Below are 21,011 nucleotides of genomic sequence, written 5' to 3'. Positions count from 1 at the left end.
AGTCGACCGGCCGTTCCCGGACCGGGAACGGCGGTGACGACAGGGGCGGGTGCCCGGATGCCGGGCGCCCGCCCTTCGGCGCGCGGCGCGGCACGGGGTGGCGAACATGAGGGGTGGCAGGGTGTCCGGACGCGGGTTCCGCAGGACGGCCGCGGCGCTGGCCGCGCTCACGGTGCTGGGCGGCCCGCTGGCCGCCCCCGCCCACGCGGACGGCGGGCCCGGGCTGGCCGCCGCCGGTGACTGCCCCAAGCCCGCGCCCGACGTGCCGACCGTGCCGTGGTCGCTGCAGCGGATACTGCTCGACGAGCTCTGGCAGGGCGGGAAGACCACCGGTGCGAACGTGACGGTCGCCGTCATCGACACCGGGGTCGACGACACCAACCCGCAGCTGGCCGGCAAGGTCGACGCGGGTACCAGCCTGCTGTTCGACAAGCAGAACAACAAGATGGCCGACGGCACCTCCAAGAACGACACGGTCGGCCACGGCACCAAGGTGGCCGGCATCATCGCCGCGAGCCGCAGCGACCGGACCGGCTTCGTCGGACTGGCCCCCGACGCCAAGATCCTCGCGATCCGGCAGAACGACAGCGAGGGCAACGGCGACGTCACCACCCTCGCGAAGGCCATCAACGAAGCGGTCAACAAGAACGTCCGGGTCATCAACATCTCCCAGGACGTGCGCGGCGCGGGCGACGCCCACTTCGGCGGCTACCAGGAGCTGAAGGCGGCGATCGACTTCGCCGAGCAGAAGAAGGTCGTGGTGGTCGCCTCCAGCGGCAACGACGGCCTGGAGGGCGACACCTACCCGGGCGCCTTCCCGACGGTGCTGTCCGTCGGCGCCTCCGACCGCAACAACGAGCGCGCCCCGTTCTCCCAGTACGGCTCCTTCGTGAAGGTCGCCGCGCCGGGCGTCAACATGCTCTCCACGGTGCCCGGCGGCGGCCAGTGCGTGGACAACGGCACGAGCTTCGCCGCCCCGTACGTCTCCGGGCTGGCCGCGCTGCTGGTCGGCGCGCACCCGGACTGGACGCCGGCCCAGGTACGGGCCTGGATCGAGCAGACCGCCCAGCGCACCGAGCCCGGCCCGAACCGGTTCATCGGTTGGGGTGTGGTGGACCCGGTCAAGGCCGTCACCAAGGCGCCGCAGAACCCGCCGTCCGAGCCCGCCCCGGACGCCCCGGTGCAGCTGGCTGCCGCCCCGATCGTCCCGGCCCCGGTCGGCCTCGGTGAGACCCAGGCGGACCGCGACGGCCGTACCGCCACCTACGTGGTCGGCGTCGGCGCGCTGCTGGTCGCCCTGCTGATCGGCGGCGGCGTCGTCCTGCGCGACCAGCGCCGCAAGTCCGCCGACTGACCCGATCGGCCGGGTGCGCGTGCGGCGTCCGCGCGGCGTCCGAGCGGCCTTCGGGAAGAACCCGCGGGACACCTGTAACACCGGCGTGTGCTCACCGCATCCATCTAGTGCCGACGGGGCACACGGACGCGGGGGAGCAGCGGGTACATGGGGTGGATCGGGGGCGGCCGCGAGGCCAAGGACGCCGAGTTCCTGGAGCTCGTCTCCAGCCGCACCGGGCACCTGTACCGCTCGGCCTGCCTGCTCACCAGCGGCGACACCCACTACGCCGAGGACCTGGTGCAGGAGGCCCTCAGCCGGATGTACGTGCTCTGGCGGCGCAGCGCCTTCACCGGCGGCCGGCACCGGATCGAGAACCCGGCGGCCTACACCCACACCGTGATGGTGCGCACCTTCATCGCCCAGCAGCGCCGCCGCTCCAGCGGCGAGCGCCCGACCGAGGCCCTGCCGGAGGCACCGGGGCACGACGCGGACAGCACGCTGCGGCTGACCCTGCTCGACGCGCTGGGGCAGCTGTCGGCCGGGGACCGGGCCGTGCTGGTGCTGCGCTACTGGGAGGACCGCAGCGTCGAGCAGACCGCCGAGGTGCTGCGGCTCTCCTCCGGCGCGGTCCGCACCAGGACCACCCGGGCGCTGGCCCGGCTGCGCGCCCTGCTCGGCGAATCGCTGGCCGAACTCGCGGCCCGCTGAAACGTTCCGCCGCGACGTTCCGCGTACTGGAACGCCCCGCCCTCCACCCATCTTTCTGGCACTTCCGCGACGCAAGGAGACGGTGATCCGCCATGTCCGAGCCGGACAAGTTCGAAGACGATCTTCTTTACGCCCTCACCCGTACCGGTGAGGGTTTCCGCCCCGAGCAGGCCGACCAGGCCGGGCTGGTGGAGGGCGGGTACCAGCGCGGCCGGCGCCGCTGGCGCCGCCGCTCGACCGCCGCGGTGGTGGGCGGCGCCGCCGCGCTGGCCCTGGTGGGCACCGGCGCGGTGTACCTGACCGGGTCCGGCTCCCCGTCCGGCGTGAGCACGGTCGCGGCGGCCCCCACCGGGGCGGCGGGCTCCGGCGCCGCCCTGACCCCGGCCTCGGCCGGCGCGTCCACCGGCACCCCCACGGCCACCCCCACTGCCGCCGCGGTGGTCACCGGTGACGAGGTGCTGGCGACCTTCAAGGCCCTGCTGCCCAAGGGGGACATCACCGAGGCCGTCGGCCGCGGCACCGAGGGCTCCGGGCTCAAGGGCACCTTCGCGAGCGCCCAGCTGGTGTTCGACGACGGCCGGGGCAAGTCGCTGTTCATGGTCGGGGTCCAGAAGCACCGCAAGGGCCAGGGCCAGGACCGGTCCTGCCCGGACCCCAAGCTCAACCGGATCGACGCGTGCTCGGTCACCACGCTGGCCGACGGCTCCAAGCTGTTCCTCAGCGAGGGGTACGAGTACCCGGACCACCGCGCCGACACCAAGGAGTGGATCGCGGTGCTGACCGGGCCCGACGGGCGGGAGATCAGCCTCAGCGAGTGGAACTCGCCGCAGGAGAAGGGCGCGGCCGACAGCCGCACGGACCCGCCGCTCACCCTGGACCAGCTCCGGGTGATCGTCACCGACCGGTCCTGGGACCGGATCGTCGCGGGGGTCGGGTACGACGGCGTCGACTACGCGGCCCTGAGCACCGGGCTGTCCCTGCCGGACCGGCAGGCGATCCTCACCGGTCTGCTGCCCGCCGGGGTGACCGTCGCCAAGTTCGACGGCAACGAGGTCGTCGCCAACGTCCAGCTCGCCCAGGGCGGCGCCACCGGATCGCTGGTGGTGCGGGTGCAGAAGCTGCAGCAGCCGGTGGACGAGGCGAAGGAGCTGTCCCTGGGCGCGACCAGGCTGCCCGACGGCGGCATGCTCAAGCTCTACGGGCCGGGGACGGCCAACCCGAAGGGCGCCCCGATGGCCGAGGTGACGCGGGGCGACCTCCTCGTCCAGGTCGGCGAGCCGCCGACCGGCAAGCCGCTGCTGAGCCTGGACCAGCTGAAGGCGATCGCGGTCAACGCGGCGTGGATGGGCGATAAGTAGCGGCGGGCCCGACCGGACGCGGCGGTGCCCCGGGCCTTGGGGGAGGCCCGGGGCACCGCCATGTGGGGGAGGGGTGGGGGATCAGTCCCGCTGGTCCTCGGGGAGGCTGATCACCCAGCGGGTGTCCTGCCGGGGGCGCAGGTAGAACAGCCAGTAGAGGGTGGCGGCGGCGGTGATGCCGCCGGTCCACAGCAGGGGTTCGGCGTCCAGCTGGGTCATCACGTAGACCAGGACGACGATCAGCAGCCCCGGGACGACGGGCCACAGCGGCATCCGCCAGGCGGCGGCGTGCTTGTGGTGGCCGCGGCGGGAGAGCAGCGAGGCGACGGCGACCAGCAGGTACATCGCGGTGACGGCGACGCCGGTGATGTTGCTGAGCAGCTGGCCCTTGACGAAGCAGAGCGCGGCGCCGGGCACGCCGACCGCGAGGGTGGCGATCCACGGGGAGCCGAAGCGGCCGAGGGTGCCGAAGGCCTTGTTGACGGGCTCGGGCCAGGCCTTGTCGCGGGCGGAGGCGAACAGCACCCGGGAGTTCTGGATGACCATGACGATGCCGGCGTTGATGATGGCCAGCGCGATGCAGAGGCTGATGAAGGTGCCGACGGCGGAGTTGCTCCAGGCGGTGACCATGCCGGAGATGTCGCCGGAGGTCAGGGTCTGCAGGTCGGGGGCGCCCATGGTGATGGCGGCGACCGGGACCAGGATGATGGCGCTGGAGAGGCCGAGGGTCCACAGCACGGTGCGGGAGACGGTGCGGCGGGGGTTCTCCAGCTCCTCGGAGAGGTAGACCGCGGTGGAGAAGCCCTGGGTGGCGAACAGTGCGATGCCGAGGGCGCCGATGATGGCGCCGATCCCGACGGGGCTGGCGGCGCCGCCGTCGGTGGAGACCAGTCCGTGCAGCAGGCTGGGGTGGGCCGCGTTGGTGTGGGCGAAGCCGAGCACCGAGACGACGCCGGCCGCGATGACCTCCAGGACCAGGAAGATGCCGGTGATCCAGGCGTTGGCGCGCAGGTCGAGCAGGCCGGCCAGGGTGGCGGCGAGCATCACGGCGGCGCCGGCGATCGGCTTGTCGACGTGCATGACGGGCGCCAGGTAGTCGGCGGTGCCGAGGGCGATGACCGAGGGGACGATCATCACCACGATCAGCGACTGGATGAAGACCAGCCAGCCAGCGAGCCGTCCGGCCAGGGTGCCGACCATCGCGTACTCGCCGCCGGCGCTGGGGATCAGGGTGCCGAGCTCGGAGTAGCAGAACGCGACGGCGATGCAGAGCACGGAGCCGATGCCGATGGCCAGGGCGGTGGCGCTGCCGATGCTGGAGAAGAGTTCCGGCACGATCACGAAGAGCGTCGACGCGGGGGTGACGCAGGACAACGTGAGCAGGGTGCCGCCCACGACGCCGATCGAGCGCTTGAGCTGCTGGGGTGCGGCCGCGCCGTCCGCCGTGGCGGCTACGTTCTGTGGCGGGCGAAGCGTGTCGGTCATGTGGATTCCGATCGGCTCTGTTCGGTCCTGGGACGGGAGCGGTATCGCCTCCGCTGGCTGGTTGCTCGGGTCTTCGTCCGGTCGCTCCCGGGCCGCCATGGAACCTTGGGCGTATTGATTGCGTCAACGCCGGAACTGCTTCGGAATCCGTTGCGGTGGAAGGCATAAACATGCGATCCGATGATCACTGAGGGTCATGGCGTCGTATGTCCGACTTGTTACTTTGGCTCCATCGGGCATGAATCAAAGGTGAACAGCGCGTTGCGTGCCACCATTCAAAGGCGCTGGCTCGGTCGTACGGTGACACGCCAGGCGCCTCTCCGTCGTCCGGCAACTGCCCAGGTGGGTACGGGAACCGCAGCCCCGGCCCGGAAAGATCTAGGTAACGTTTCAGCACCTGGGACGCCGAAGGGGTCGGACTCCGCTGAGTCCGACCCCTTCGTTCACCGTCCGTAGCGAACAGCTTGTTTTCTCGCCCCGGTCACTGCGCGGGCAGCCAGCCCGTCTGGACCATCTGCCCGTGGGTCACGCGGCGCGACACGTACACCCCGCGGCCCGGCGGCAGCGGCTGCGGCTTGACCGTCCCCAGCAGCGCGCCCTCGTCCCGGTTGCCGGACAGGATGACGCCCTGCCCGCCGAGCTCGCGCATCCGCTGCATCACCGGCTCGTACAGCGAACGCCCGGCGCCGCCCGCGCTGCGGGCCACGATCACCCGCAGGCCGATGTCCCGGGCGAACGGCAGGAACTCGGCCAGCGGCGCCAGCGGGTTGCCCGAGCCGGTGGCGACCAGCTCGTAGTCGTCGACGATCACGAACATGTCCTTGCCGGTGTACCAGCTGCGGTTGCGCAGCTGGTCGGCGGTCACGTCCGGGCCGGGCAGGCGGCGGGCGCAGGCCCCGCGCAGCATGTCCACGATGGACGCCATGGCCGGCTGCGCGGCCGCGTACTCCACCAGGTACTCCGACGGGACGGTGCCCAGCAGCGCGCGCCGGTAGTCGCCGACCACGATGCCCGCCTGGTCCGGCGTGTACCGCTCGGTGATCTGCTTGATCAGCATCCGCAGCACCGCGGACTTGCCGGACTCGGTGTCGCCGAACACGATGAACAGCGGGTCCGTCTCGAAGTTGACGAACACCGGGGCCAGTTCGGCCTCGTCCACGCCGAAGCACACGCCGCGCTCCGGGTGTTCGAAGCCCTTCGGCAGCGAGTTCCCGTCCAGGACGGCCGGCAGCATCCGCACCTGCGGGGCGCGCGGGCCGGTCCAGGCCCCGTCGACCGCGCCGACCAGCCCGGCCACGCCGTCCTGGAGGTCCTCCACCGAGGAGGAGCCGTCCAGTCGGGGCAGGCCGCCCAGGAAGTGCAGCCGCTCCGCGGTGATGCCGCGCCCGGCCGACGGCGGGACGTTCTGCGCCACCCGGCGGTCGACCTCGGACTCCATCGAGTCGCCGAGCTTGAGCTCGATGCGGTTCTGCAGCAGGTCCTTCAGCGCGGGGCGCACCTCCGCGTACCGGGTCGCCGAGATCACCAGGTGGACGCCGTAGCCGAGGCCGCGCTGGGCGATGTCGCCGATCACCGGCTCCAGCCCCTCGAACTCCTGCTTGAAGGTGTTCCAGCCGTCGATCATCAGGAAGACGTCGCCGAAGGCCTCGTCGGGCAGCTGCCCGGCCGCCCGACGGGCCCGGTAGGTCGCGATGGTGTCGATCCCGGTGGCCCGGAACAGCTCCTCGCGCCGGTTCAGCACCGCGTGCACCTCGGAGACCATCCGGCGGACCTTGTCCACGTCCAACCGGCCGGCCACCCCGCCGACGTGCGGCAGCCCGAGCAGCGACTGGAAGCTGCCGGCACCGAAGTCCAGCAGGTAGAACTGCACCTCGCGCGGGGTGTGGGTGAGGCCGAAGGCGGCCGTCATGCTGCGCAGCACGGTCGACTTGCCGGAGCGCGGGCCGCCGACGACCAGGCCGTGGCCGGCCGCCCCGGAGAAGTCGACCTCCAGGATGTCGGTCTTCTGCTCGCGCGGCTTGTCCACGATGCCGATCGGCGCCCGCAGCCGGCCGCCCGGGTAGCCCGGCGCGGTCAGCCCGCGCTCCGGGACGACCTGCAGCGGCGGCAGCAGGTGGTCCAGGCTGGGCGCCTCGTCCAGCGGCGGCAGCCACACCTGGTGGGCGGCCGGGCCCTGGCCGGACATCCGCTGGACGAAGACGTCCAGCACGGTGTCCACCAGCGCGTCGTCCTGCTCCTGGACCTGCGGCGCCTCCTCCTCCACCGGGGCGGGCGGCAGGTCCACGAAGGCCGAGGTGAACCGCACCGGCCGGGCGTTCACCCGCTGCCCGCCGGTGGACCGCTGCTGCCCGGGCGCCCGGTACGGGCCCGAGACGTACGCGGCCTTGAACCGGTCCATCACGTCCTCGCCGAACTTCAGGTAGCCGACGCCCGGGACCGGCGGCAGGTGGTACGCGTCCGGCACGCCGATCGCCGCCCGGGACTCGGCCGCCGAGAAGGTGCGCAGACCGATCCGGTACGACAGGTAGGTGTCCAGTCCGCGCAGCTTGCCCTCCTCCAGGCGCTGCGAGGCCAGCAGCAGGTGCACGCCCAGGGAGCGGCCGATCCGGCCGATCTGGATGAACATCTCGATGAAGTCGGGCTTGGCGGTGAGGAGTTCGGAGAACTCGTCGATGATCAGCACCAGTGAGGGCAGCGGGTCCAGCGCCGCGCCGGCCGCCCGGGCCCGCTCGTACTCGTGGATGTTGGCGTAGTTGCCGGAGCGGTGCAGCAGCTCCTGGCGGCGGTGCAGCTCGCCCTCGATCGCGTCGCGCATGCGGTCGACCAGGGTGAGCTCGCCCTCCAGGTTGGTGATCACCGCGGAGGTGTGCGGCATGTCGGCCATGCCCAGGAAGGTCGCGCCGCCCTTGAAGTCGGCAAGCACGAAGTTGAGCGTCTCCGAGGAGTGGGTCATCGCCAGCGCCAGCACCAGCGTGCGCAGCAGCTCCGACTTGCCGGAGCCGGTCGCGCCCACGCACAGGCCGTGCGGGCCCATGCCCTCCAGCGCGGCCTCCTTGATGTCCAGGTAGACGTGCTCGCCGCCCGCGCCGACGCCGATCGGCACCCGCATCCGCTCGTGCTGGGCGCGCGGGCGCCAACTGCGGGCCACGTCGAAGGAGCCCGGGTCGCCCGAGTTCATCATGTCGGTGAAGTCCAGGTTGGACAGCAGCGGCTCGTCGTCCCCGCCGGCCGAGGCCCGGTACGGGGCCAACTGCCGGGCCAGTGCCTCGGACTGCCACAGCGAGAGCAGGTCCGGCTTGCCGCTGTACGTCGCCCCGGAGGCCGAACGCAGCACCAGCTCCTGCGGGTTGACCGTCACCATCAGGTGCCCGCTCGGCTCGTCCACCTCACCGGGGACGACCTCGATGACGGTCACCCCCTGCACGCCCTCCGGGCTCGCCAGCACCGAGTCGTGCGGCACCCCGGCGCCGTCCATGATCACCACCAGGTGCGGCTGGTCCGCGGGGGGCGCCGAGTCCCGGACGAAGCGTTGGCGGCCGGACAGCTCGTCCTGCAGCAGGTACTCCAGCTCGCCCAGGTCGGCGGCGCTCAGCCGGCGCGAGCCCGCGCCGTCGCTCTCCTTGCGGTGCTGGTTGTGCGGGAGCCACTTGGTCCAGTCCCACTCCTCGGCCGCGCCGGGCGCCGCGGCGACCGCGATCAGCAGGTCGTCCGGCGAGTGCAGGGTGGTCAGTTGGGCGATCATCGCGCGCACGTTCCCGTACACCGAGTCCGGGTCCCCGCACACCGTGATGTGGTAGAAGGCCCGCAGCGAGACCGCCAGCGGCAGGTCCTGGAGGGTGCCGTGCGCCTTCAGGAAGGAGTGCATCGCGGCCGCCGACAGCGGCTCCAGCTCGTCCATCGGCGCGGTCTGCGGCGCCACCAGCGGGGTGGACAGCTGCACCGGCCCGAGGCCCACCCGGATCTGCGCGAAGTCGCCGTCCGCCGTCCGCCGCTCCCACAGCCGGCGGCCGTCCTCGACGATCGACCACAGCTGGTCCGGCGCCGGGTTCAGGAACAGCAGCGCGCCGCGCTGGCTCTCCGCCGTGCGGCGCACCTGGCGGCGGGTCTGCTGGAGGTACTTGAGGTAGTCGCGCCGCTCGTCCGCCATCGCGGTCGAGCCGCCCCGGCGGGCCCGCACGATCTGGGCCAGCACCATGCCGACCGTGGAGACGATCATCAGACCGCCCATGATCTTCATCGGGGCGGCCGCACCCGGCGAGAAGAAGAACACCGCCGACCCGCCCATGCCGAGCATCGGCAGGATGCTCATCAGCCAGTCCTCGCCGCCCTGCCGGGGCAACTCGGGTGGACTGACCAGCTCCACCGGCTCCTCCGGCACCGTCGGCGGGTAGGCCCTGGCCGGTCGCTTGACCATGATCACACCCATGCGTCACCCACCCCGCGGCGTCGATCGATCACTTCGGCATCAGCCCTCACGCGACTGCGCTCGGCCCGGTACGGGATTCCCGTGGCTGAGGACGCCCCACACAGCGCAGCCCCCGTACCACCTCGCGCAGGCGCCGATCCTAACGGTCGCCCGGGCGACGCCGGGGCCGCACCCCGCCGCGGCGCCGGGCACGAACCGAGCGGGTAGGGTAACGCCGCGCCAACTCGCGGCCCGGCCGGGCCCGTTCCACAGCCACACCGCGCGCCACCGCGCCGCGGCACCGTCCACCCAGGGGGAGCGTTCAGTGCGTCGAAGGATCGAGGTGCCGTCGTGAGCGCCACAGCCGCCACGGGCTACTGCCGGGTCACCGTCGTCGCCCCGGACCGCCGGATCGACGTCGCCCTGCCCGAGGACGTCGCCCTCGCCGACGTCTACCCCGAGGTGCTGCGGCTGGCCAACCAGAGCCAGCCCGACGGCACCCCCACCGGCTTCCACCTGGTCCGCCGCGACGGCACCGTGCTCGACAGCAGCCTGTCCCTGGCCGCCCAGCACGTCCGCGACGGCGACCTGCTGGCGCTGCGCCCCTTCGCCGAGTCCCTGCCGCCGGCCGTCTACGACGACGTCGCCGACGCCATCGCCAGCGCCGTCGAGGCCGACCGCCGGTTCTGGACCGTCGACCTCATGCGCGGCTTCGGCCTGATCGGCGCCGGGGTGCTGCTCACCCTGCTCGGCTTCGCGCTCTGGTTCTCCGACCTGCGCCACGACATGCACAGCCTGCCCGGCGTGCTGGCCGGCGTCGCCGCCGTGGTGCTCACCGCGCTCGCCGGGGTGCGCGCCCGGGTCTACCAGGACGCCCACGCCGCCGTCGCGCTCGGCCTCGGCGCCCTGCCGCACGCCATGATCGCCGGCAGCGGCCTGATCGCCGTCGCCCACCCGTGGGACGGCCCCGGCCGGCTCCAGTTCCTCACCGGCTGCGTCACCGTCCTGGTGATCGCCGTGCTGCTCGCCGGACTGCTGCCGGAGAAGGACGCGGTGTTCGTCGCCGCCGCCTTCGTCGCCACCGCCGGCGCGCTCGCCACCTTCGCCGCCGTGCTGATGCCCGGCACCCCGGCCGGCAACATCGCCGCCGTCACCGGCGTCGCCGCCGTCGCCGCGATCGGCTTCCTGCCCAGCCTCTCCGCCCGCTTCGCCCGGCTGCCGGTCGGCTTCAGCGCCCCCGGCCAGACCCGCACCCGCAGCCGCGACTACGACGAGGAGGCCGAGCGCGCCGAGGCCGTCCAGTACGAGCGGATCGCCCACCAGGCCCGCCGCGGCCACGAGGTGCTGGTCGGCCTGGTCGGCGGCTGCGCCGCGGTGGTGGTCGGCGCCTGCGCCGTCCTGTCGTTCACCGACCGGACCTTCCCCGAGCTGCTCGCGCTCGCCCTGGGCATCGCCGCCATGCTGCGCGCCCGGCTGTTCCGCTACACCGCGCAGGTCCTCAGCCTCACCGTCGCCGGCCTGCTCGGCCTGTGCCTGCTGATCGTCGGGCTGTCCCTGCACACCCCGCAGTTCATCCTGCGCGCGGCCGGCTCCAGCACCGAGCTCGACCTGCGCACCATCTGGCTGACCGCCTCCATCGCCTTCGGGGCCGCGCTGCTCACCGCGATCGCCCTGGTGGTGCCCCGGCTCGGCGTCTCCCCGTTCTGGGGCCGCATCCTGGACCTGGTGGACAGCCTCACGCTGATCTCGCTGGTCCCGCTGGCGCTCGCCGTGCTCAACGTCTACCGGCTGGTCCGCGGCGCCACCGGCTGACCGCGCAAGCCCCTGGGTACCAGTGCCGCCCACCCGCCGACCGGCCGGGTGGGCGGCACTGGTACCCTTGGCCTTCGAGCGCAGCCGTGTGTCCACCCCTTCGTGGGCCGTCGACCGCGGACGGCGCTCACGACACCGAGTTCTCGCAGAGTCCTGTGCTGTCGACCAGGACCGCTCGGTAGACCTTGAAGGAGATGCAGTGGCTCTCGCCTCTGACGTCAAGAAGCAGATTTTCGCCGAGTTCGGCCAGAAGGAGGGCGACACCGGTTCCCCCGAGGTCCAGGTGGCCATGCTCTCCCGCCGCATCGCGGACCTGACCGAGCACCTCAAGTTCCACAAGCACGACCACCACTCGCGTCGTGGCCTGCTGATCCTGGTCGGCCAGCGCCGCCGCCTCCTGCAGTACCTGGCCAAGAAGGACATCGAGCGCTTCCGTACGCTCGTCGACCGCCTGGGCATCCGTCGCGGTGCCGCCGGCGGCGCCCGCTAAGACCGCCGCATGGGGCGGCTCCCCACACCGGGGAGCCGCCCCTCGCGCGTATGCCGCGGCGGTTCGACCGCGGCACCCTGACATAACAACTCGCGCGCACCTCCCCAGGTGGCCGAGGATTGCACCGTAGGGTTGTGGGCATGCCGGGTGATGGCGCCGAGCGCGCCACCCGGGCAACAAGCGCCCGAACCCCCCCCGCGGGACGAAGGCTTCAAACGGAAGCCGCCCGCATCCGAGAGAGCGTCCAGACGCGGACCGCCCGTCCCGGCCCGGCAGCCGTGAGGCGCCGGTCCTCGGTAGTGGCCCCCGGAACCCCCGCAGCCGAGCGGGGCACTCCGGAGGCTTCGATCGAAGACCGGCCCGACTGCCGCCCTCCCTGGCAGGAGGGCCCCAGGGCCACCCCCCAGGCAGTGCGCGGGGACGCTCTCCCGGAGAACGTACGAAAGAGGAGATCTTCCAGGTGGAAGAGAACGTGTTCTACGCCGAGGCCGTCATCGACAACGGTTCCTTCGGCACCCGTACCATCCGCTTCGAGACCGGCCGTCTGGCCCGTCAGGCCGCCGGCTCCGCCGTGGCCTACCTGGACGACGACACCATGGTGCTGTCGGCCACCAGCGCGTCCAAGCAGCCGAAGGAGCACTTCGACTTCTTCCCGCTGACCGTGGACGTCGAGGAGCGGATGTACGCCGCCGGGCGCATCCCCGGTTCGTTCTTCCGTCGTGAGGGCCGGCCCTCCGAGGACGCGATCCTCACCTGCCGCCTGATCGACCGCCCGCTGCGCCCGTCCTTCGTCAAGGGCCTGCGCAACGAGGTCCAGGTCGTCTGCACGATCATGGCGCTCAACCCCGACCACCTGTACGACGTGGTCGCCATCAACGCCGCCTCCGCCTCCACCCAGCTGGCGGGCCTGCCGTTCTCCGGCCCGATCGGTGGCGTCCGCGTCGCGCTGATCAACGGCCAGTGGGTCGCCTTCCCGACCCACAGCGAGCTGGAGTCGGCCGTCTTCGACATGGTCGTCGCCGGTCGCGTCCTGCCGGACGGCGACGTCGCGATCATGATGGTCGAGGCCGAGGCCACCGACAAGACCATCAAGCTGGTCGAGGGCGGCGCCGAGGCGCCGACCGAGGAGGTCGTGGCCTCCGGCCTCGACGCCGCCAAGCCGTTCATCAAGGTGCTGTGCGCCGCGCAGGCGCAGCTGGCCGCCCAGGCCGCCAAGCCGACCGCCGACTTCCCGGTCTTCCTGGACTACCAGGACGACGTGCTGGCCGCGCTGACCGCCGCCGTCAAGGACGAGCTGGCCAAGGCCCTCACCATCCCGGGCAAGCAGGAGCGCAACGCCGAGCTGGACCGCGTCAAGGCGGTCGCCGCCGAGAAGCTGCTCCCCGAGTTCGAGGGTCGCGAGAAGGAGATCAGCGCCGCCTACAACGCGCTGACCAAGAAGATCGTCCGCGAGCGCGTCATCAAGGACAAGGTCCGCATCGACGGCCGCGGTGTCACCGACATCCGCACCCTGGCCGCCGAGGTCGAGGCCATCCCGCGCGTCCACGGCTCGGCCCTGTTCGAGCGCGGCGAGACCCAGATCCTGGGCGTCACCACGCTGAACATGCTCCGCATGGAGCAGCAGCTCGACACGCTCTCCCCGGAGACGCGTCGCCGCTACATGCACAACTACAACTTCCCGCCGTACTCGGTCGGCGAGACCGGCCGCGTGGGCTCGCCCAAGCGCCGCGAGATCGGCCACGGCGCCCTGGCCGAGCGCGCCATCCTCCCGGTCCTGCCGACCCGCGAGGAGTTCCCCTACGCGATCCGCCAGGTCTCCGAGGCGCTGAGCTCCAACGGCTCCACCTCGATGGGCTCGGTCTGCGCCTCGACCATGTCGCTGCTGAACGCCGGTGTGCCGCTGAAGGCCGCCGTCGCCGGCATCGCCATGGGCCTGATCTCCCAGGAGATCGACGGCGAGACCCACTACGTCGCGCTGACCGACATCCTCGGTGCCGAGGACGCGTACGGCGACATGGACTTCAAGGTCGCCGGTACCCGCAACTTCATCACCGCGCTGCAGCTCGACACCAAGCTGAACGGCATTCCGGCCTCCGTGCTGGCCGCCGCGCTGAAGCAGGCCAAGGACGCCCGCCTGCACATCCTCGACGTGATGAACGAGGCCATCGACTCGCCCGACGAGATGTCCCCGAACGCGCCGCGCATCATCACCATCAAGATCCCGGTGGACAAGATCGGTGAGGTCATCGGCCCCAAGGGCAAGATGATCAACCAGATCCAGGAGGACACCGGCGCCGAGATCACGATCGAGGACGACGGCACCATCTACATCGGTGCCGCCGACGGCCCGGCCGCCGAGGCCGCCCGCACCACGATCAACCAGATCGCCAACCCGACCATGCCGGAGGTCGGCGAGCGCTACCTGGGCACCGTGGTCAAGACCACGACGTTCGGCGCGTTCGTGTCGCTCATGCCGGGCAAGGACGGCCTGCTGCACATCTCGCAGATCCGCAAGCTGGCCGGCGGCAAGCGCGTCGAGAACGTCGAGGACGTCCTCGGCGTCGGCGCCAAGGTGCAGGTCGAGATCGCCGAGATCGACCCGCGCGGCAAGCTCTCCCTGATCCCGGTCATCGAGGGCGAGGAAGCCGGCGAGGCCGCTTCCGAGTGAAGCGCCGCTAGCTGACCCTTGCGGCCCGTACGCCTCCCGGCGTGCGGGCCGCACCCTGTTGCCCACGCTTTCGTCCGTACGTGCCATTCCACGTGCGTTTCCTCTGGAGGTACCCACCGTGGCCCAGGCCCCGGCGGTAAAGCAGCGTCCCGGCTCGACCCGGACCCTGCTCAAGGGCGTCGACGGCGCCGGCACGGTGCGCCGCTCCGTCCTGCCCGGCGGCCTGCGGGTCGTCACCGAGACCCTGCCGACGGTGCGCTCCGCGACCTTCGGCATCTGGGTCGGCGTCGGCTCGCGGGACGAGACCCCGCAGCTCAACGGCGCGACCCACTACCTGGAGCACCTGCTCTTCAAGGGCACCGAGCGGCGCAGCGCGCTGGACATCTCGGCGGCCCTGGACGCGGTCGGCGGCGAGATGAACGCCTTCACCGCGAAGGAGAACACCTGCTACTACGCCCGGGTCCTGGACACCGACCTGCCGCTGGCCATCGACGTGGTCTGCGACATGCTCACCGGCTCGCTGATCCGCCCCGAGGACGTCGACGCCGAACGCGGCGTCATCCTCGAGGAGATGGCGATGGCCGAGGACGACCCGGGCGACGTCGTCCACGACCTGTTCGCCAAGGTGATCTACGGCAGCGGCCCGCTCGGCCGCCCGATCCTCGGCACCCAGGAGACCATCAAGTCCCTCACCCGGGACCAGATCGCGGGCTTCTACCACCGCCGCTACCGCCCGGAGAACCTGGTCGTCGCCGCGGCCGGCAACCTCGATCACCGCAAGGTCGTCAAGCAGGTCCAGGAGGCCTTCGCGCCGGTCCTGGCCCGCTCCACCGCGGTGCCCGCCGAGGCCCGCCGCGGCGTCAAGGCGCTGCGCACGGCCGGCCGGGTCGAGGTGCTCAACCGCTCCACCGAGCAGGCCCACCTGGTGCTGGGCGTGCCCGGCGTGCCCCGGCACGACGAGCGCCGCTGGGCGATGGGCGTGCTCAACGCGGCCCTGGGCGGCGGGATGAGCTCCCGGCTGTTCCAGGAGGTCCGGGAGAAGCGCGGCCTGGCGTACTCCGTCTACTCGTACTCCTCCTCCTACGCGGACAGCGGCCTGTTCGGCATCTACGCCGGCTGCCAGCCCAAGCGGGTCGAGGAGGTGCTGCGGATCTGCCGCGAGGAGCTGGCCAAGGTGGTCGCCGACGGCATCACCGAGGAGGAGCTGCAGCGCGCGATCGGCCAGATCTCCGGATCCACCGTGCTCGGCATGGAGGACACCGGCTCGCTGATGAACCGGATCGGCAAGGCCGAACTCAGCTACGGCCACCACCTGTCGGTGGACGACATGCTGGAGCGGATCGCCGCGGTGACCCTGGAGGACGTCCACGCGGTCGCCCGTGATGTGCTGGGCGCGTACCGGCCGTCGCTGGCGCTGATCGGTCCGGTCAACGACAAGCGGGCCGCCAAGCTCGCCGATCTGCTGGTCTGAGCTTGCCCGCTCCGGGAGTGCCCGCTCCGAGATCGCCTGGTCTGAGAGGAATTTCGCTATGACGCTGCGTGTCGCCGTGATCGGCGCCAAGGGACGGATCGGCTCCGAGGCGGTCAAGGCCGTCGAGGCCGCGCCCGACCTGGAGCTGGTCGCCGCCCTCGGCCGCGGCTCCGAGCTGGAGGAGCTGACCGGGGCCGGGGCCCAGGTCGTCGTCGAACTCACCCACCCGGACTCGGTGATGGGCAACCTCGACTACTGCCTGCACCACGGCATCCACGTGGTCACCGGCACCACCGGCTGGACCGACGAGCGACTGGCCACCGTCGAGGGCCTGTTGGCGCAGGCCCCCGACCTCGGCCTGCTGATCGCGCCCAACTTCTCCATCGGCGCGATCCTCGGCATGAAGTTCTCCCAGGTCGCCGCCCGCTACTTCGAGTCGGTCGAGGTGGTCGAACTGCACCACGACCGCAAGGCCGACGCCCCCAGCGGCACCGCCACCCGCACCGCCCAGCTGATCGCCGCGGCCCGCGCCGAGGCCGGCCGCCCGAAGCAGCAGGACCCGACCACCCACAGCCTGCCCGGCGCGCGCGGCGCCGACGTGGACGGGGTGCCGGTGCACGCCGTACGGCTGCGCGGCCTGCTCGCCCACCAGCAGGTGATGTTCGGCGACACCGGCGAGACGCTCACCATCCGGCACGACTCGCTGCACCACAGCAGCTTCATGCCGGGCATCCTGCTGGGCGTGCGCAAGGTCGTCGAGACGCCGGGGCTGACCTTCGGCCTCGAACACTTCCTGGACCTGTGACCCCGTTGAATTCCAGGAGCGCGACATGACCTCCCGTACCGGTTTCTTCGTCCTGTCCGGCGTGCTGCTGCTGGTCGCCCTCCTCTGCGTGGGGGAGGGCGTCCAGCTGGTCGCCACCGGAAAGCCGCTCGGCATCGGCATCGGCCTCTGCGCCTTCGTGATCCCGCTGATCGGCGTCTGGTTCCTGCGCCAGACCGTCCGCTTCGGCCGGGCCAGCGAGCAGCTCGCCCGCGAACTGGAGGCCGAGGGCGGCCTGCCGGTGGACGAGCTCAAGCGCACCGGCGGCGGACGGATCGACCGGGCCTCGGCCGACGCGGTGTTCAGCCGCCGCCAGACCGAGGCGGAGGCCGCGCCGGGCGACTGGCGGGTCTGGTTCCGCCTCGCCGTGGCCTACGCCGACGCCGGCGACACCCCGCGCGCCCGCAAGACCATGCAGCACGCCATCAAGCTGCACAGCACCGAACCCGCAAGGAGTAACGCGTGAGCGACGAACCGACGGCCCCCAGCTTCCGCAGCGACGTGACGGTGGAGCTGGTCCGCAGCGCCGCCGCCGACTCGGACGTCATCTGGTCGGCCCGGGTGTCGACCGCGGGGGAGCAGTCCCTGGAGGCGCTCCAGCAGGACCCGGAGAAGTCCAAGGGCCTGATCAACTTCCTGATGCGCGACCGGCACGGTACGCCGTTCGAGCACAACTCGATGACCTTCTTCATCAGCGCGCCGATCTTCGTGTTCCGCGAGTTCCACCGGCACCGCAGCGGCTGGTCCTACAACGAGGAGTCCGGCCGCTACCGCGAGCTGGAGCCGGTCTTCTACGTGCCGGGCGTCGACCGCAAGCTGGTCCAGCAGGGCCGCCCGGGCAAGTACGAGTTCCACGAGGGCACCGCGGAGCAGCACGAGACCACCACCGGGGCGATGGAGGCCGCGTACCGCGAGTCCTACGCCCGCTACCAGGAGATGCTGGCGGCCGGCGTGGCCCGCGAGGTGGCCCGGGCGGTGCTGCCGGTCGGCCTGTTCTCCTCGATGTACGCGACCTGCAACGCCCGCTCGCTGATGCACTTCCTCTCGCTGCGCACCCGGCGGGAGAACTCGGCGGTGCCGTCGTTCCCGCAGCGCGAGATCGAGATGGTCGCGGAGCAGATGGAGGAGCAGTGGGCGCGGCTCATGCCGCTCACCCATGCGGCCTTCGAGAAGCACGGCCGGGTCGCCCCCTGACCTGGGACGACAGGCATATGGGCAGAGTGTCGGGCATGTCTGGATTGCGGCTTTTGTAGCCGCTCCCTACATTCGTGACCACGGATCCCGGTGCTGCCCGAACCCCCGAGCGGGCAGCACCGGGATCCCACTTCCCCGCCCCCGGCCTGCACACCTGTCCGAACCCTGGACCGGCATGGGTACCGCCCCACCGCCTACGAGTAGCTTTGGACGCATGGCTCCGACCTCCACCCCCCAGACGCCGTTCGGCCGGGTGCTGACCGCGATGGTCACCCCGTTCACCGCCGACGGCGCGCTCGACCTCGACGGCGCCCAGCGCCTCGCCACGCACCTCGTCGACTCCGGGAACGACGGCCTCGTCGTCAACGGCACCACCGGTGAATCCCCGACCACCAGCGACGCCGAGAAGGCCCAGCTCGTCCGCGCCGTGGTGGAGGCGGTCGGGGACCGTGCCCACGTGGTGGCCGGGGTCGGCACCAACGACACCCACCACAGCGTCGAGCTGGCCCGTCAGGCGGAGGCGGCCGGGGCGCACGGCCTGCTGGTCGTCACCCCGTACTACAACAAGCCCCCGCAGGAGGGCCTGTACCGGCACTTCACGCAGGTCGCCGACGCCACCGGCCTGCCGGTCATGGCGTACGACATCCCGGGCCGCAGCGGGGTCGCGCTGAGCCACGAGACCCTGGTCCGGCTCGGCGAGCACCCGCGGATCGTCGCCAACAAGGACGCCAAGGGCGACCTCGGCGCGGCGGCCTGGGCGATCGCCCGCTCCGACCTCGCCTGGTACTCCGGCGACGACATCCTCAACCTGCCGCTGCTGTCCGTCGGGGCCGTCGGCGTGGTCAGCGTCGTCGGGCACGTGGTGGCCGGCGAGCTGAAGGCGATGATCGAGGCCTACCAGGCCGGCGATGTGGCCAAGGCCACCGCCGTCCACCAGAGCCTGCTGCCGGTGTTCACCGGTATGTTCCGCACCCAGGGCGTGATCCTCACCAAGGCCGCGCTGGAGCTCCAGGGCCTGCCGGCCGGGCCGCTGCGGCTGCCCCTGGTCGGGGCGACGCCCGAGGAGATCGACCGATTGAAGCAGGATCTCGCCTCCGGCGGGGTACACCTGTAGCAGACACAGACGTGCGCGCCCCCGGCTCGCCGGACCCGACCGGGTCCGCCGCTGGACCGGGACCGAAGGCGCGAGAGCACAGACCCAGTAGGAAAACGACACTGAGTACGCACGCCATATGTCTCCAGGGGGAGGACCCCAGGCATATGGCGTGCGTCGTGAGGAGAGTCTTTTGAGCCACCCGCACCCCGAACTCGGCGCGCCCCCGGCCCTGAAGGAGGGCGCCCTCCGCATCACTCCGCTCGGCGGCCTCGGCGAGATCGGCCGCAACATGACGGTCCTCGAGTACGGCGACCGCATCCTGATCATCGACTGCGGCGTCCTCTTCCCCGAGGACGAGCAGCCCGGCGTGGACCTGATCCTCCCGGACTTCAGCTACATTCGGGACCGCCTCGACAAGGTCGACGGCATCGTCCTCACCCACGGGCACGAGGACCACATCGGCGCCGTCCCCTTCCTCCTTCGGGAGAACCCGGACATCCCGCTGATCGGCTCCAAGCTGACCCTCGCCCTGATCGAGGCCAAGCTCGCCGAGCACCGCATCCGGCCGTACGTGCTGGAGGTGAAGGAGGGCGAGCGCGAGCGCATCGGCCCCTTCGACTGCGAGTTCATCGCGGTCAACCACTCCATCCCGGACGCCCTCGCCGTGGCCGTCCGCACCCCCGCCGGCATGGTCGTGGCCACCGGTGACTTCAAGATGGACCAGCTGCCGCTGGACGGCCGCCTCACCGACCTGCCGACCTTCGCCAAGCTGGCCGAGGAGGGCATGGACCTGCTGCTGGTGGACTCCACCAACGCCGAGGTCCCCGGCTTCATCCCGCACGAGCGGGACATCTCGGCGGCGCTGCGCAACGTCTTCGCGAACGCCGACAAGCGCATCATCGTCGCCTCCTTCGCCAGCCACGTGCACCGCATCCAGCAGGTGCTGGACGCCGCGCACGAGTACAAGCGCAAGGTCGCCTTCGTCGGCCGCTCGATGGTCCGCAACATGGGCATCGCCCGTGACCTCGGGTACCTGAAGGTCCCCGGCAACATGGTCGTCGACGTCAAGCAGCTCGACGACCTGCCGGACAAGGAGGTCGTGCTCATCTGCACCGGCTCCCAGGGCGAGCCGATGGCGGCGCTGTCCCGGATGGCCAACCGCGACCACCAGATCCGCATCGTTGAGGGCGACACCGTCGTCCTGGCGTCCTCGCTCATCCCGGGCAACGAGAACGCCGTCTACCGCGTGATCAACGGCCTGACCCGCTGGGGCGCCAAGGTCGTGCACAAGGGCAACGCCAAGGTGCACGTCTCCGGCCACGCCTCGGCCGGCGAGCTGCTGTACTTCTTCAACATCTGCAAGCCGCGCAACCTGATGCCGGTCCACGGCGAGTGGCGCCACCTGCGGGCCGCCGCCGAGCTGGGCATCGCCACCGGCGTGCCGCGCAACCGCGTGGTCATCGCCGAGGACGGCGTCTGCGTCGACCTGGAGAAGGGCGTCGCCCGGATCGTCGGCAAGGTGCGGGCCGGCTACGTCTACGTGGATGGCGCCTCGGTCGGCGACATCACCGAGGCCTCGCTCAAGGACCGCAGGATCCTGGGCGAGGAGGGCTTCATCTCGGTCTTCGTCGCGGTCGACACGACCAACGGCAAGCTGGTCGGCAGCCCGACCATCCAGGCCCGCGGCTCCGGCATCGACGACAACGCCTTCGTGCCGGTCGTCGCCAAGCTCCAGGAAGCCCTGGACCGCTCGGCGAGCGACGGCGTGCTGGAGCCCCGCCAGGTGCAGCAGCTCGTCCGCCGGACCATCGGCAAGTGGGTCGCGGACAACTACCGCCGCCGGCCGATGATCCTGCCGGTCGTCGTCGAGGTCTGAGCCCCGCTGCAGGGCCTCGCCCGGCCCTGCTGAGGCTGGTTTGACGTGGGGCGACCCGGTGCGTAATGTTCTCCGGGTTGCCCCACGGGACGAGCCCCAAGGAAGTCCTCGAATGCGAAAGCGAATTCGAGAACGGCCGGGAAAACGGACCGAGAGACTCTGATAGAGTCCGGGAGCGCCGAAAGGCAAAAGCCAAATCGGATGAATGAAACTCCGGAAAACGGAGCGGAAAACATCTGATAAGCTTGAAACACGAAAGAACGAAGCGCCCGGAGGGCCCGCTGGAAGG

General features: G+C 71.5%; 14 protein-coding genes. 12 read left to right on the top strand and 2 right to left on the bottom strand.

The window, feature by feature from the left end; translation table 11 throughout:
- Positions 1-121: 121 nt before the first annotated feature.
- The 3 genes from mycP (at position 122) to ACFVXG_RS43970 (ending at position 3,402) form a co-directional block, all read left to right on the top strand.
- Positions 122-1,354, top strand: coding sequence for a type VII secretion-associated serine protease mycosin (gene mycP / locus ACFVXG_RS43980; RefSeq protein WP_387936134.1), 1,233 nt, complete (start codon positions 122-124; stop codon positions 1,352-1,354).
- A 147-nt stretch (positions 1,355-1,501) separates the two neighbouring features.
- On the top strand, positions 1,502-2,044 hold the full coding sequence (locus ACFVXG_RS43975; RefSeq protein ID WP_387936133.1) for a SigE family RNA polymerase sigma factor: 543 nt from the start codon (positions 1,502-1,504) through the stop codon (positions 2,042-2,044).
- Positions 2,045-2,136: 92 nt separating this feature from the next.
- Positions 2,137-3,402, top strand: coding sequence for a hypothetical protein (locus ACFVXG_RS43970; RefSeq protein WP_387936132.1), 1,266 nt, complete (start codon positions 2,137-2,139; stop codon positions 3,400-3,402).
- Positions 3,403-3,483: 81 nt separating this feature from the next.
- Here the strand turns inward: ACFVXG_RS43970 and ACFVXG_RS43965 are convergent, their stop codons facing one another.
- Positions 3,484-4,887, bottom strand: a complete 1,404-nt coding sequence (locus ACFVXG_RS43965) for an APC family permease (RefSeq protein WP_387936131.1) — start codon at positions 4,885-4,887, stop codon at positions 3,484-3,486.
- Positions 4,888-5,368: 481 nt separating this feature from the next.
- The gene (eccCa, locus tag ACFVXG_RS43960; RefSeq protein ID WP_387936130.1) at positions 5,369-9,313 is read right to left on the bottom strand and encodes a type VII secretion protein EccCa; all 3,945 of its coding nucleotides are present in this window, start codon (positions 9,311-9,313) and stop codon (positions 5,369-5,371) included.
- Positions 9,314-9,643: 330 nt separating this feature from the next.
- Between eccCa and eccD the strand changes: the two genes are divergently transcribed.
- From eccD to ACFVXG_RS43915, 9 genes are all read left to right on the top strand, one after another.
- Positions 9,644-11,104 (top strand): type VII secretion integral membrane protein EccD, encoded by a 1,461-nt coding sequence (gene eccD, locus ACFVXG_RS43955; RefSeq protein ID WP_387936129.1) that lies wholly within the window; start codon positions 9,644-9,646, stop codon positions 11,102-11,104.
- A 199-nt stretch (positions 11,105-11,303) separates the two neighbouring features.
- The gene (rpsO, locus tag ACFVXG_RS43950) at positions 11,304-11,594 is read left to right on the top strand and encodes a 30S ribosomal protein S15 (RefSeq protein ID WP_387936128.1); all 291 of its coding nucleotides are present in this window, start codon (positions 11,304-11,306) and stop codon (positions 11,592-11,594) included.
- Between the two features lie 460 nt (positions 11,595-12,054).
- Positions 12,055-14,262: a polyribonucleotide nucleotidyltransferase gene (locus ACFVXG_RS43945; RefSeq protein WP_350517795.1), complete on the top strand. Its 2,208-nt coding sequence runs from the start codon at positions 12,055-12,057 to the stop codon at positions 14,260-14,262.
- Between the two features lie 118 nt (positions 14,263-14,380).
- The gene (locus ACFVXG_RS43940; protein ID WP_350509600.1) at positions 14,381-15,733 is read left to right on the top strand and encodes a pitrilysin family protein; all 1,353 of its coding nucleotides are present in this window, start codon (positions 14,381-14,383) and stop codon (positions 15,731-15,733) included.
- Positions 15,734-15,791: 58 nt separating this feature from the next.
- Complete coding sequence (dapB, locus tag ACFVXG_RS43935) at positions 15,792-16,538, top strand: 4-hydroxy-tetrahydrodipicolinate reductase (RefSeq protein ID WP_387936127.1); 747 nt, start codon at positions 15,792-15,794, stop codon at positions 16,536-16,538.
- Between the two features lie 25 nt (positions 16,539-16,563).
- A complete protein-coding gene (locus ACFVXG_RS43930) occupies positions 16,564-17,022 on the top strand; it encodes a hypothetical protein (protein ID WP_387936126.1) in 459 nt (152 codons plus the stop codon).
- Positions 17,019-17,750, top strand: a complete 732-nt coding sequence (gene thyX / locus ACFVXG_RS43925) for an FAD-dependent thymidylate synthase (RefSeq protein WP_387936125.1) — start codon at positions 17,019-17,021, stop codon at positions 17,748-17,750. The genes ACFVXG_RS43930 and thyX overlap by 4 nt, the downstream gene beginning before the upstream one ends.
- 214 nt (positions 17,751-17,964) lie before the next feature.
- Entirely contained in the window at positions 17,965-18,864 is a 900-nt protein-coding gene (gene dapA, locus ACFVXG_RS43920; RefSeq protein ID WP_387936124.1) for a 4-hydroxy-tetrahydrodipicolinate synthase, read from the top strand.
- Positions 18,865-19,036: 172 nt separating this feature from the next.
- Entirely contained in the window at positions 19,037-20,722 is a 1,686-nt protein-coding gene (locus ACFVXG_RS43915) for a ribonuclease J (protein ID WP_375896092.1), read from the top strand.
- The last annotated feature ends 289 nt before the right edge of the window (positions 20,723-21,011 follow it).

Origin of the sequence: Kitasatospora sp. NPDC058162 (genome assembly GCF_042884005.1) — a bacterium.
GTDB lineage: Bacteria > Actinomycetota > Actinomycetes > Streptomycetales > Streptomycetaceae > Kitasatospora.
The sequence above is the reverse complement of the archived record's forward strand: the minus strand, read 5'-3'. Positions and strand labels throughout refer to the sequence as shown.